General features: G+C 69.0%; 11 protein-coding genes. 6 read left to right on the plus strand and 5 right to left on the minus strand.

The features are described from left to right. Position 1: 1 nt before the first annotated feature. Positions 2 to 415 carry a flagellar FliJ family protein gene (locus BJP32_RS07570; protein WP_076223519.1) on the minus strand — a complete coding sequence of 138 codons (414 nt, stop codon included), beginning with the start codon at positions 413 to 415 and terminating at the stop codon, positions 2 to 4. Positions 416 to 431: 16 nt separating this feature from the next. Next, a complete protein-coding gene (fliI, locus tag BJP32_RS07575; protein ID WP_076223521.1) occupies positions 432 to 1,775 on the minus strand; it encodes a flagellar protein export ATPase FliI in 1,344 nt (447 codons plus the stop codon). Between the two features lie 189 nt (positions 1,776 to 1,964). Between fliI and BJP32_RS07580 the strand changes: the two genes are divergently transcribed. Then, positions 1,965 to 3,449 (plus strand): PAS domain-containing methyl-accepting chemotaxis protein, encoded by a 1,485-nt coding sequence (locus BJP32_RS07580; RefSeq protein WP_076223523.1) that lies wholly within the window; start codon positions 1,965 to 1,967, stop codon positions 3,447 to 3,449. 133 nt (positions 3,450 to 3,582) lie between these two features. On the opposite strand, the gene BJP32_RS07585 is transcribed toward BJP32_RS07580, so the two are convergent. Then, on the minus strand, positions 3,583 to 4,494 hold the full coding sequence (locus BJP32_RS07585) for a DMT family transporter (protein WP_040344449.1): 912 nt from the start codon (positions 4,492 to 4,494) through the stop codon (positions 3,583 to 3,585). An 85-nt stretch (positions 4,495 to 4,579) separates the two neighbouring features. On the opposite strand from BJP32_RS07585, the gene BJP32_RS07590 reads away from it, so the two are divergent. From BJP32_RS07590 to BJP32_RS07605, 4 genes are all read left to right on the plus strand, one after another. Beyond that, positions 4,580 to 5,062, plus strand: coding sequence for an Lrp/AsnC family transcriptional regulator (locus BJP32_RS07590; protein WP_003163583.1), 483 nt, complete (start codon positions 4,580 to 4,582; stop codon positions 5,060 to 5,062). Between the two features lie 101 nt (positions 5,063 to 5,163). Beyond that, the gene (gene cysK / locus BJP32_RS07595; protein ID WP_076223525.1) at positions 5,164 to 6,153 is read left to right on the plus strand and encodes a cysteine synthase A; all 990 of its coding nucleotides are present in this window, start codon (positions 5,164 to 5,166) and stop codon (positions 6,151 to 6,153) included. Between the two features lie 60 nt (positions 6,154 to 6,213). Next, on the plus strand, positions 6,214 to 7,431 hold the full coding sequence (locus BJP32_RS07600) for a DUF2336 domain-containing protein (RefSeq protein ID WP_076223527.1): 1,218 nt from the start codon (positions 6,214 to 6,216) through the stop codon (positions 7,429 to 7,431). Between the two features lie 164 nt (positions 7,432 to 7,595). Continuing rightward, positions 7,596 to 8,018, plus strand: coding sequence for a MucR family transcriptional regulator (locus BJP32_RS07605; RefSeq protein WP_040344688.1), 423 nt, complete (start codon positions 7,596 to 7,598; stop codon positions 8,016 to 8,018). An 83-nt stretch (positions 8,019 to 8,101) separates the two neighbouring features. Here the strand turns inward: BJP32_RS07605 and BJP32_RS07610 are convergent, their stop codons facing one another. Beyond that, on the minus strand, positions 8,102 to 8,554 hold the full coding sequence (locus tag BJP32_RS07610) for a hypothetical protein (RefSeq protein ID WP_083673925.1): 453 nt from the start codon (positions 8,552 to 8,554) through the stop codon (positions 8,102 to 8,104). Positions 8,555 to 8,643: 89 nt separating this feature from the next. Here BJP32_RS07610 and BJP32_RS07615 point away from each other — a divergent pair, with 89 nt between their 5' ends. Beyond that, positions 8,644 to 9,504 carry a WecB/TagA/CpsF family glycosyltransferase gene (locus BJP32_RS07615; protein WP_003163575.1) on the plus strand — a complete coding sequence of 287 codons (861 nt, stop codon included), beginning with the start codon at positions 8,644 to 8,646 and terminating at the stop codon, positions 9,502 to 9,504. Positions 9,505 to 9,729: 225 nt separating this feature from the next. Here BJP32_RS07615 and smc read toward each other — a convergent pair whose 3' ends face one another. Further along, a complete protein-coding gene (smc, locus tag BJP32_RS07620) occupies positions 9,730 to 13,170 on the minus strand; it encodes a chromosome segregation protein SMC (RefSeq protein ID WP_046651646.1) in 3,441 nt (1,146 codons plus the stop codon). Positions 13,171 to 13,175: the final 5 nt, after the last annotated feature.

A 13,175-nucleotide genomic window follows, 5' to 3' on the forward strand; every position in this document is an offset into this window, starting at 1 on the left:
TCTAGCCCTCGGCGCGGCGACGCAGGCCCATTTCGTCATAGGCGGCGGCCTCGCGCTTGGCGGCGGCCGTCAGCTTGTTCAGCCGGGTGGTCTCGGCGACGTGCTCGAACTTCTTCAACTCCTCGAAGGCGCCGGTCAGGGCGTCGCGGGCGCCTTCTTCCTCGGCGGCGATCGCGGCGACCTCGGCCTCGGCGTCGGCGCGGCGCTGCTTCCAGCCGTTGAGATAGGCCTGCAACATCATGCCGGAGGACGAATCGTGCCGCGCGTTGTCACGCTCGACCTCAGCCTCGGCGTCCAGCACGGCGACGCGCATTTCGGCCTCGGCCTTGCGGGCGCTGATTTCGGCCAGCCGCTTCTGCAGCGTCTCGACCTCATAGTTGGAGATGCGGATCAGGGATTGGGCCCAGGCCGTCATGCGTCGTCTCCCGTGATCATTGGTCCACCATGCCCTGGTTCAGGATGGTTTCAAGTCTGTCGAAACTGTCGGCCAGGCGCGTCACGTCGTCCTTGTCCTGGGTCAAGAAACCTTCCAGGGCCGGATTCAGGGCGATGGCGCGGTCGACGATGGGGTCGGCCCCGGTGCGATAGGCGCCGATGCGGATCAGCTCTTCCATGTTGGAATAGGCGCTCAGACACTGGCGCGCGCGGCGGTTCAGTTCGCGCTCGGGCGGAGACTGGTTGCCGGGCATGGTGCGGCTGACGGACTTCAGCACGTCGATGGCGGGGAAGCGGCCGCGCTCGGCGATCTTGCGGTCCATGACGATGTGGCCGTCCAGGATGCCGCGCACCGCGTCGGCGATCGGCTCGTCATGGTCGCCCCCGTCCACCAGCACGGTGAATAGGGCGGTGATCGGCCCCGCCTCGGTCCCGTCCGGCCGGATCGGCCCCGGCCCGGCGCGCTCCAGCAGCTTGGGCAGTTCGGTGAAGACGGTGGGGGTGTAGCCCTTGGTCGTCGGCGGCTCGCCCGCGGCCAGGCCGATCTCGCGCTGGGCCATGGCGAAGCGGGTGACGCTGTCCATCAGGCACAGCACCTCAAGCCCCTGATCGCGGAAGAACTCGGCCACGGCCATGGTCATATAGGCCGCCTGACGCCTTTTCAGCGCCGGCTCGTCTGAGGTGGCGACCACGACGACGGCGCGTTTCAGCCCCTCTTCGCCCAGAGTCTCCTCGATGAACTCGCGGACCTCGCGGCCCCGTTCGCCGATCAGGCCGACGACGACGACATCACACGTCGCCTGACGCGCCAGCATGGACAGCAGCACCGACTTGCCCACGCCCGAACCGGCGAAGATGCCCAGGCGCTGGCCCCGGCTGGTGGTGGTGAAGACGTCCATCGCCCGCACGCCCAGATCCAGCCGCTCGCCCACCCGGCCGCGCGAATGGGCCGGCGGCGGCGGCGCGCGCAGGGGGTAGGGGACGAGGCCCGGCGTCAACGGCCCCAGGCCGTCGATCGGCTCGCCGAAGGAATCGATGATGCGGCCCAGCCAGGCGGCGGTCGGGCGCACGCTGGCGGCGGCGTCGATGATGCGGATGTCGGCGCCCGGCGCCACCCCCTCGACCGGGCCGAAGGGCATCAACAGGGCCTTGGCCTCGCGAAAGCCGACGACCTCGGCGGGCAGAGGGGGCTGGCCGCGCCGCTCGATCTCGGCGCGCGCGCCGACGGCGAGGCGGGACAGTCCGCCGCGCGACTCGATCAACAGGCCGCTGACGCCCGCCACCTTGCCGGTGACGACCAGCGGGTCGATCGCTTCAACGGCGGCGACGAGATTGCGCAAAGAGGGCCCCTTGGCCGCAAGAGGCGCAGCCGATCCACACGCTCATGCGCCATCATGGTTAACGGGCGATGAAATGCGGCCGGAATATCAATCTATGCGTGTTTTATAATAATTATGAAACCATTGGTATCGCTACTATCCGCAGGCGGGTCTGGGTCATCACCGTTGTTCTGAAGGGGAGCGGTTCGGATGTTCAGTGGAAGTCGTCGCGTGAAACAGGCTGCGGACCAGCTGCGGCTTGAGGAGCTGGACCGCCGCATGGCGGCGATCGGACGATCCCAGGCGGTGATCGAGTTCGACCTGGACGGCACGATCCGCGACGCCAACGACAATCTGCTGCAGACCATGGGCTACGGCTTGGACGAGATCCGGGGCCAGCATCACCGGATGTTCATGGACCCGGCCGAGGCGGCGGCGCCGGACTACGCCGCCTTCTGGCGCGAGTTGAACGAGGGGCGCTTCGTCGCCCGCAAGTTCCGGCGCATGGCCAAGGGCGGGCGCGAGGTCTGGCTTGAGGCCTCCTACAACCCCGTGCTGGACGACGCGGGGCGGCCGCTGAAGGTGGTCAAGCTGGCTGTCGACATCACTGAGACCGAACAGGCCTCGCGGCGCGCCGAGCGGGATCGTCTCGCGGTCGAGGCGGCGCAGGCGGAACTGGTCGGCGCCCTGGCGGAACAGCTTTCGCGTCTGTCGGACGGCGATCTGCGCGCCGCCATCGAACAGGAGATGGAAGGCGCCCATGAGGCCGTGAAGGTCGACTTCAACGGCGCTGTGGCCAGTCTCAGGACGGCGTTGGAGCAGGTGCTGGCGGCGGTGACGACGCTGCGCGGCGGTTCGGATGAAATCAGCCGGGCGTCGGACGACCTGTCGCGCCGCACCGAACAGCAGGCGGCCAGTCTGGAAGAGACGGCGGCGGCGCTGGATCAGATCACCGCCACCGTTCAGCGCAGCGCCGAGGGCGCTCGTCAGGCGGCGTCCGTCGCCTCTCAGGCCCACGCCGAGGCGGATCGCTCGGGCGAGGTCGTGCGCCGGGCGGTCGCCGCCATGGACGGCATCAGCCGCCGCTCGGCCGAGATCAGCGACATCGTCGGCGTGATCGACGCGATCGCCTTCCAGACCAATCTTCTGGCCCTGAACGCCGGGGTCGAGGCGGCGCGGGCGGGCGACAGCGGGCGCGGCTTCGCCGTGGTCGCCTCCGAGGTGCGCGCCCTGGCCCAGCGTTCGGCCGAGGCCGCCAAGGAGATCAAGACCCTGATCGCCGCCTCGGGCGCCGAGGTGGCGCAGGGCGTCGAACTGGTCGCCGAGACCGGCCGCGCCCTGGAGACGATCGCGGAGCAGGTCGATGAGATGGACGCCCTGGTCGCTGCGATCGCCGCATCGGCTCAAGAACAGGCCTCGGGCCTGGGCCAGGTCAATCAGGCGGTGAACCAGATGGATCAGGTCACCCAGCAGAACGCCGCCATGGTCGAGCAGACGACGGCGGCGGCGGCCAATCTGAAGACCGAGGCCGAGCATCTGGCCGAACTGGTCGGTCGCTTCCGCACGGGCGCCGACGACGGCGTGGTGCGCGAGCTGGCGAAGCGCGGCGGCCCGCCGCCGGCGCTGGAGGCGCAGCGCGCTCGCCTGCGCGCCGTGGTCAACGGCCCGGCGGTTGAGGAATGGACGGAGTTCTAGAGTTTAGAACAGCAGCTTCACCGCGCCCCGCATCAACAGGGCAAGCACGGCGCCGAACACCAGGCAGGCGATCAGGTTGGGGACCGGCCGTTGCAGCCGGGACAGCAGGAACTTCATGGGCGCGCGTCTGTCGTCAGGCGGGGGCGGCCGGATCTTGCAGCGGCTGAGCCTCATCGGAAGGCGAGGTCAGCACCGCGCCGACCGAGGCGGTGATGATGGCGGCGATGGCCAGCCATTGCAGGGTGCTGAGGTGCTCGCCCAGGACGAACAGCCCGGCCAGGGCGCCGATGGCCGGATCGCCGCTGACCGCCACGCCGAAGGTGCGCTTGGGAATGTGGCGCAGGGCGATCATGTCCAGCGTATAGGGCAGGGCGCTGGACACCAGGGCGACCACCAGACCCAGGACCAGGATCCTCGGGTCGAACAGGGCCAGGCCCGCGCCGGCGATGCCGAACGGCACCACCGTCATGGCCGCCACGGACATGCCGATGGCGACCGTCGCGCCGCTGGGCAGGTGGCTGACGCGCTTGCCGAAGACGATGTAGCCCGCCCAGAACACCGCCGCCGCCGCCGCATAGGCGCAGCCGACCGGGTCCAGCGTCGCCACGCTGCCGTCCAGCGGCAACAGCAGGCCCAGGCCCAGGATCGCCAGGCCGACCCAGACGAAATGGATCAGGCGGCGCGAGTTGAACAGGGCGACCGACAACGGTCCCATGAACTCGATCGCCAGCGCGACGCCCAGCGGAATGGTGTTTAGCGCCATGTAGAAGCTGAGGTTCATCAGCCCCATGACGCCGCCGTAGACGGCCAGGGCGCGCAGGTCGCTGCGCGTGAAGGCGCTGCGCCAGGGGCGGAAGACCAGCAGAAGGAACAGGGCCGACAGTCCCACGCGCAGGGCCGCCGTCCCGGCCGGTCCGACCATGGGGTACAGCGTCTTGGCGAAGGAGGTGCCGGCCGAAAGCGACACCATCCCGCCGATCAGGGCGAGATAGGGCAGGATGGCCGCGATGCGCGGCGTGCGAAGGGCGAGCGTCAGGGAGGACATGGCGCGGAACCTAGCCAAAACCCGTCTGTGTTTCTCGCTGATTTCACCTGCCATGACGCAAGAAACAGGCGTATGTTTGTATCAGATGCAAGAAAACATCGATCTCGATTCTTTCGATCGCCGACTGCTGGCCCTGGTCCGGCGCGACAATCTTCAGCCCGCGCGCGTGTTGGCGGAAAAGGTCGGCCTGTCGGAATCGGCGGTGTCGCGGCGGCTGCGGCGGTTGCGCGACGAGGGCGTCATCATCGCCGACGTCTCCGTGGTGGACCCGGCCCGACTGGGCCGCGCCCTGACCATGCACGTCCTGGTCGAGATGGAGCGCGAAGGCACCGCCGTGCTGGACGCGCTGATCGACAAGCTGACCGCCCGACCGGAGGTTCAGGCCGCCTGGTATGTGACGGGCGACACCGACCTGATCCTCTATGTCGTGGTGCCGACGATGGAGGCCTATGAGGTCTTCACCCGCGAGATGCTGAACGACGACGCGCGCGTCCGCGCCTTCAAGACCCTGATCTCGATCCGCGAAGTTCTGCCCTTCGATCCCGCCCGTCGCGCCCTGGTGCGATGAGATCATCTAAAGCCTGCGTCAGAATTCCTGCGCGGGTCTGCTTTGCTCGCGGCGTATAAGGCCTATCTGTTGAGCCGACATCGCCGCACGGAGACCTTCCCATGTCCGACGCTTCTCAAGCCGCCTATGACGCCAGCCGCCACAAGAAGGCGGGCCGGGGCCGGGTCTATGACAGCATCGTCGACACCATCGGCGACACCCCCCTGGTGCGGCTGCCCAATCTGACGGCGGCGCTGCAGCCCAAGGCCACGGTTCTGGCCAAGCTGGAGTTCTTCAACCCGATCGCCTCGGTCAAGGACCGCATCGGCGTGGCCATGGTCGAGGCGCTGGAGCAACTGGGCAAGATCAAGCCGGGCGCCACTCTGATCGAGCCGACCAGCGGCAACACCGGCATCGCCCTGGCCTTCGTGGCGGCGTCCAAGGGCTATAAGCTGATCCTGGTCATGCCCGAGAGCATGTCGATCGAGCGGCGCAAGATGCTGGCCCTGCTGGGCGCGCGGCTGGAACTGACGCCCGCCGAAAAGGGCATGAAGGGCGCCATCGCCCGCGCCGAGGAACTGCTGGCGGAAATCCCCGGCTCGGTCAGCCCGGCCCAGTTCGAGAACCTGGCCAACCCCGCCATCCATGAAGCCACGACGGCCGAGGAGATCTGGAACGACACGGCGGGCGCCGTGGACGTGGTGGTGTCCGGCGTCGGCACCGGCGGCACCATCACCGGCGTCGGCCATGCGCTGAAGGCGAAGAAGCCCTCGGTGAAGATGATCGCGGTCGAGCCGACGGCCTCGCCCGTGCTGTCGGGCGGCGCTCCCGGTCCGCACAAGATTCAGGGCATCGGCGCGGGCTTCGTCCCCGCGGTGGTCGACCGCGCGGTCATCGACGGCGTCGAGCAGGTCACGAACGAGGACGCCTTCGACATGGCCCGCCGCGCCGCGCGCGAGGAAGGCATCCCGGTCGGCATCAGCTCGGGCGCGGCCCTGACGGCGGCCTTCCGCCTGGCGGCCCAGGATGAGTATGCGGGCCGGACCATCGTGGCCATCATCCCCAGCTTCGCCGAACGCTATCTGTCGACGGCCCTGTTCGAAGGGCTGTAACGGCGCGTCCGGGCCCCGCAACTGCACTGCTGGTTAACCGCTGGCGTCTAGGCTGCGGGCATGGGCGAGATCCAGGCCAGTTTGGAAGATACGCACGCGCCGCGCGGCCGTACGGCGCGGCAGGTGCTGCTGCGCCGGCTGGCCGATGTCGTCAGCCTGCCCGCCAGCCGGATCAATGCGTTCGAGCGGGCGGTGGCCGGCGATCTTCTGGTCGATGTCCTGCGCCCGGCGCCGCTAGAGGAACGTCGTCGCGTGTCCCTGCGCCTGGCCTCCTCGGGCGAGTTGCCGGATGCGCTGAAGCGCCTGCTCATTCGTGACGAGCCTCAGGTGGCGGCGCCCTTGCTGGAAGACTGCGCCGCCTTGTCGGATGCGGACCTGATCGGCTGCGCGCGAGACGCCACGATCCAGCATCGACTGATGATGGCGACGCGGCGCGACCTGTCCGAGGCCGTGACGGACACCCTTCTGAGCTGGGGCGAGGAGGCGGTGATCGCCGCCGTACTGGCCAACCCCTCCGCCCGTCTGACCCAGACCAGCCTTGAGGGCGTGATCGCCCTCAGCCGCTCGTCGCGCGACCTGTGCGCGGCCTTGCTGAAGCGACACGAGTTAAGACCCTCCGGCGCCTATGTCATGTTCTGGTGGTGCGGGCCGGACGAGCGACGCGTCATCCTGCAACGGTTCGCCGTCTCGCGCGAAGTGATGCAGACCAGCGTCGAGGACGTCTTCGCCATGGCGGCGGCCGAGGGCTGGGATGATCCCGTGGCGCGCAAGGCCCTTCAGTTCATCGAACGGCGCCAGAGAAACCGCGCCGCGATTGAGAAGAGCCCCTTTGCTGATCTTGAAGCCGCCGTGGCGGCGGCCGCCGCGCAGGGCCTGTCGCGCGAACTGGTCAGCGAGATCGGCTATCTGTCAGGCGTCAAACCGCTGACCGCCGCCAAGATCATGAGCGATCCTGGCGGAGAACCCGTAGCTATACTGTGTAAGGCGACAGGGCTGACGCGGCCAAATCTTCGGGCCTTGTGGCGATCCATGCGGCGGCCTGAGACGACCGCCGACGGCGCGGCGCATCCCGACTGGGATCGTGTTCAACTGACCTATGAAATGCTGGCGGTCGATCGCGCTCAGACAGTGCTGCGTTACTGGAACTGGTCGCTGTCATCGGCCCTGACGCCGGCCTTGTTGCGTGCGATCCGTGACGGGGAAGACCAGGCGGTCGACGAATACTCGGCGCCAGAGCGTGCGGCGGCTCTCGCCTTGGCGGATAACTTCGGTCGTTGAAATCGCCATTCCTGTGCGAGCTGAATTCAGGCGTTGATTTCGCTTCATAAGCGAGCAACGCGCGTTGCATTGCTTTCAATGTGAAACATAAGTATGAAACTGATCGACGGCAGGTCGATTCAGATCAGTCGATTGAAAATGGGGCATGCAAGAGGCTGATGCAGATGGAAGAAAAACCCGAACTGCTCGAGATGACCGCTGACATCGTGTCGGCCTATGTCAGCAACAACACCGTTTCGGCGGACGCCGTGCCGGGTCTGATCGCTCAGATCCACGCCGCTCTGTCGGGCGTTTCGGTGGCTCCGGTCGAGCCCGAGCCCGAGCCCCAGGAACCGGCGGTCCCGGTTCGCAAGTCGATCACGCCTGACTTCCTGATCTGCCTGGAAGACGGCCGCAAGTTTAAGTCGCTGAAGCGTCACCTGCGCACCAAATACAACATGAGCCCCGAGGAATACCGCGCCAAGTGGGGTCTGCCGAAAGACTATCCCATGGTCGCCCCGAACTACGCCAAGGCGCGTTCGGAACTGGCCAAGCAGATGGGTCTGGGCCAAGGCGGTCGTAAGCCGGCCCGCGCGTCGCGTAAGTAATTCTACTCAGCGACCAAGACATGAAGCGCCCGCTCTTCGGTCGAAGGGCGGGCGTTTTGCTGTCAGAAGGTCAATGCAGAGGGTCAGTCTTCCGTCATTCGCGCCCGGCCGATGAGCACGGCCTCCGCCGCGCTGGAGGCGAACGTCTCGGGGCGAACTGAGCCGCAGGCGACGGCGGCCAGTTCGTCCGCGTCGCCGCCGTGGGCGATGGCGTAGGGCGGGGCGGTTTCGGCGGTGCGCGGCCCTTCCGTCCCGTCGGCGCGCAGGGAGGCGAAGTCGAGACGGTCAGCCGTGCGCGCGGCGCAGTCGAACCGCCACCAGGACCAGCCCCCGACATAGGCGACGCCGCCGATCATCATGTCTTCTTCGCTGACCTGCAGGGACCGCATCCGCACGCCGTCGCCGTCGGGCATGATCGAGGCCCGATCCGCGAAGACCGCGAACCGGCCCACGCCGGTCAGGGCCAACTCCATCTCGGGCGTCTCCTGGGCGGACGCGGCGGCGAGGGCGGCGGTCAACAGCAGGGCGAGGGGCAAGATGACGTCCTTTTACATGACCGAACGAGCGGCGGCGGTTAACCCTGTCCGCATACCCGCCGTTGAAACGGCTGCGCTAGACAGACGTCATGTACCACGCGCCTTCCGGTTTCGATCCTTCCGGCCCTCCGCCTGATCGGCGGCGACGGGTTCGTGCGCCGTTTCGTCAGACGCGCCGTCCGGAAGAACGCATCACCCTGCTGGGCGAGCCGGTCGACCTGGTGCGTCCTGAAGAGGTGCTGCTGCACGTCGAACGCAGCGTCGAGGCGGGCGTGCAGAGCGTCGTCGCCAACCACAATCTGCACAGCCTCTATCTGATCCGGCGCACGCCGGGGATGCGGCGCCTGTACGACGCGGCCGATCTGATCGAGCTGGACTCGACGCCGCTGATCCATTTCGCCCGTCTGCTGGGGCATCCGGCGCGTCCGCAGCACCGCTGCACCTATCTGGACTGGCGCGATCATTTCTGGAGCCTGGCCGACCGCAAAGGCTGGCGCGTCCTCTATGTCGGCGGCGAGGACGGCGTGGCCGAAGAGGCGGCGCGGCGACTGACGACCCGCTATCCGGGCGCAATGGTGAAGGGGCTCAGCGGCTATTTCGACGCCACGCCGGGGTCGTTGGGCAACACGGCGGTTCTGGCGGCGATCAAGGACTTCGCCCCGCACGTGCTGTTCGTCGGCATGGGCATGCCGCGCCAAGAACTGTGGATCGCGGACAATCTGGCCTCCCTGCCGCCGGTTCCGATCCTGCCGGTCGGCGCCGCCTTCGACTATGAGGCCGGGGTTCAGAAGGCCGCCCCGCGCTGGATGGGACGGCTGGGCGTCGAATGGCTGTTCCGCCTGTTCGCCGATCCCAAGCGGCTGTTCACCCGCTACTGCATCGAGCCCTGGTTCCTGATCGGCCCGGCGTTGGCGGATGTGCGAGAGGCCATGCGGCGCAGGAAACGCTGAACCGCGCCTCTCGTCAGCCATCGCAATGACGCTGGTCGAGGCTTTGAATTCCTAGGCCTTTGTCTCGACTGGACGGGATCGACCGGCCGTTCTCTAGCCATCCCGCATACTCCTCAGCACGCCGACGACGGCGCGGGCTGACAAGGAGACGACCGCGCCGATTTCAGACGATTCAGACGAATTGGACTCTGTTTTTCGCGTCCGCTTCGACCCTGCGCCTCCAGGTCAGGCCGTGACGATCTCTTCGGCCTGTTGCAGGTCGACGCTGACCAGCTGGCTCATGCCGCGTTCGGGCATGGTGACGCCGTAGAGGCGGTCCATCCGGCTCATGGTCACCGGGTTGTGGGTGATGACGATGAAGCGGGTGTCGGTGCGGCTGCGCATCTCGTGCAGCATCCGACAGAAGCGGTCGACATTGGCGTCGTCCAGCGGAGCGTCCACCTCGTCCAGCACGCAGACCGGCGCCGGATTGGCCAGGAAGACGCCGAAGATCAGCGCCGCCGCCGTCAGAGCCTGCTCGCCGCCCGACATCAGGCTCATCACCGACAGCCGCTTGCCGGGCGGACAGGCGTAGATCTCCAGACCCGCCTCCAGCGGATCGTCGCTCTCGACCAGCTTCAACTCGGCCTGACCGCCGCCGAACAGGGCCTCGAACAGGGTCTTGAAGTTGGTGTTGATGACGTCGAAGGCGGCGATCAGCCGCTCGCGCCCCTCGGCGTTCAGTTCGTCGATGCCGTCGCGCAGTTTGGCGATCGCCTGCGTCAGGTCGATGCGCTCGGTCTTCATGGCGCTGAGCCGGTCGCCGTATTCGGCCGCCTCTTCCTCGGCGCGCAGGTTGACGGCGCCCAGCGCCTCGCGCTCGCGTTCAAGGCCGTAAAGCAGGCTCTCGGCGCCTGCCGCGTCGGGCGGCCGGGCGATGGCGTCGTCGGTCAGCTTCCTGCCCAGTTCCTCGGGCGACATCTGCGCCGTCTCGCGGATGTTGGCGGCGCTTTCGGCCAGCTTCTCGGCGGCCGCCTCGGCGCGGGCGTGAAGGCCCGCCCGGCTCTCGCGGGCCTGAGAGGCGGCCGTTTCGGCGGCGCGCGCGGCGCGGTCGGCCTCCTGCGCGCCTGCCTCGGCGACGGCCACGGCGTCGGTCGCCGACTGCTTGCGCTTCTCGGCCTCGGCCAGAGAGTCCATCAGGGCGTTGCGCTGCTCGGCGAAACCGGCGGGCGCGGCCTCGGCCTTGGTCAGGGCGAGTTGCGCCTTCTCGGCGTCGCGCTCCAGCGTCTTGAGGCGCGCGGCGCTGTCGCCGGATCGCGTGACCCAGCCCTCGCGGGCGCGGGTCAGACTGCCCAGCCTTTGCTCGCGCATGGCGCGATCGCGGGCCTCCTCGTCGCGGGTCGAGCGCGCGGCCTGCGCCGCCAGCCGGGCGCGTTCGGCCCCGCCGCGCGCCTCCGTCAGCTCCTGACGCAGACCGACCACGACGTCAGAGGACGATTCCACCGAACTGGCCTCGGCGAAGGCGGCCTCGGCCTCCTGCACTTCGCCGTCCAGTCGGGCGACGGTCTCGTCCAGCGACTGGGCGCGGGCCTCCTTGCGGGCCTGATCGCGCATCAGGGATTCCAGCCGGTCGCGCGCCGAGACGACCTGCTTGTCCAGCGTGAAGGGGCGCAGGCGCGCGGCCTTCACCTCTTCCTCGGCGGCGCGGAAGGCTTCGCCCGCCGCCTTCAGCGCGCCTTGCGCCGTCTCCAGCGCGGGCTTGCCGAGGTCGATCTCGGCTTCCAGTTCCGACAGGCGGGTGCGCTGGGCCAGACGTACGGCGGCGGGGCGCGGCGCCTCGGCGCGGCTGACGAAGCCGTCCCAGCGATAGAGGTCGCCCTCGACCGTCGTCAGGCGCGCGCCGCGCGGCAGGGCGCGGGCCAGTTCGACGATCCGCTCACGCGGGGCCACGCCGCAGAAGGCCAGACGCGCCGCCAACTGATCCGGCGCGGTCACATGGGCGGACAGGGGCGCGACGCCCTTCGGCCAGTCCGGCGGCGCGGCGTCGGCGCCCGCCCAGTGCGCCGGGGCGCGGGCGTCCAGCGCGGCGTCCAGATCATCGCCCAGCGCCGCCGCCAGCGCGGCCTCATACCCCTTGGCGGCCGACACTTGATCCAGCGCTGGGGGATGTTCGCGCTTGCCCGTGACCAGCAGTTGCGCCAGCCCGCGCGCCTCGGTCTGCAGGCGGCCCAGCCGGTCCTCGGCGGCGCGGGCGGCCGTGCGGGCCTCCTGCTCGGCGCGGGCGATGTCGCTGCGTTTGGCCTCGGCGGCCTCGACGGCCTCGCGCGCGGCGGCGAGGTCGGTTTGCGCCGTCTCCAGCGCCGCCCTGGCCGTTTCGATCTCGGGCGTCTCCAGCGGGCCTAGCGCCCCGCGTTCGCGGCGGGCCTGTTCGTGCTGGCCCTTCACGCGCGCCAGCCGGGCCTCGGCGTCGCGCTTCCGCGCGCTTTCGGCGTTGGCGCGGGCTTCGATGGCGGCCAGCGTTCCGGCCAGTCGTTCGACCTCGGCGTCGGCAGCCTTGCGCGCGTCTTCGGCTTCCAAGAGGGCGCGTTCCAGCTCTGGCCCGCGCTCGGGGGCGGCGGCGATCTCGGCCTTCAGCTTCTCCAGTTCCCGGTCCAGTCGTTCCAGCTCGCGCCCGGCGTCGGCGGCCATGCCGTCCTCGCGCACGCGGTCGGCCTCGATGCGGGCGACCTCGGCCTTCAGGCGGTCGACCTCGGCGCGGGCGGCCTGTTCGGCCATGTCCAGCCGGTCGCGTTCGATGATGGCTCGGTTCAGCAGGGCGGTGGCGACCGCGTCTTCCTCCCGCGCTGGCTTCAGGCCCTCCTGCGCGTTCAGGGCCGCCGTCTGGGCCGCCGCCGCCGCCGTGGTCGTCTCGGCGACCAGCCGGTCGGCCTCACGCAGTTCGGCCGCCGCCGTCTCGGCCGCCGCCTTGGCGTCGGTCCAGCGGACGTAGAGCAAGGCCGCCTGCAGGGCGCGAATCTCGGCGGAGATCTTCTTGTACTTCTCTGCCTGACGCGCCTCGCGCTTCAGCCGGTTCAGCGTCGACTCCAACTCCTTGCCGATGTCGTCCAGCCGGTCGAGGTTGGTCTCGGCCGCCCGCAGCCGCAGCTCCGCCTCATGGCGCCGGGTGTGCAGGCCCGCCACGCCCCCGGCCTCTTCAAGGATGCGGCGGCGGTTCTGCGGCTTTGCGGCGATCAGTTCGCTGATCTGGCCCTGACGCACCAGCGCCGGGCTGTTGGCGCCGGTCGAGGCGTCGGCGAACAGCAGTTGCACGTCGCGCGCCCGCACCTCCTTGCCGTTGATGCGATAGGTCGAACCTCGCCCGCGCTCGATGCGGCGCGAGACTTCCAGCACGGGGCTGTCGGTAAAGGGTTGGGGCGCGCGCTTCTGGGCGTTGTCGATGGTCAGTTGGACTTCGGCGTGGTTGCGCGGCGGACGGCCCGCGGCGCCCGCGAAGATCACGTCCTCCATGCCCTGACCGCGCATGGCCTTGGCCGAGTTGGCGCCCATGACCCAGCGCAGGCTTTCCAGCACGTTCGACTTGCCGCAGCCGTTCGGCCCGACAATGCCGGTCAGCCCGGCCTCGATCTGCACCTCGGCCGGGTCGACGAAGGATTTGAAGCCGACGAGCCGGAGGCGCTGGAACTGCATCGCGT

The sequence above is a fragment of the Brevundimonas sp. ZS04 genome, from assembly GCF_001956865.1.
In the GTDB taxonomy this organism is placed as follows: domain Bacteria; phylum Pseudomonadota; class Alphaproteobacteria; order Caulobacterales; family Caulobacteraceae; genus Brevundimonas; species Brevundimonas diminuta.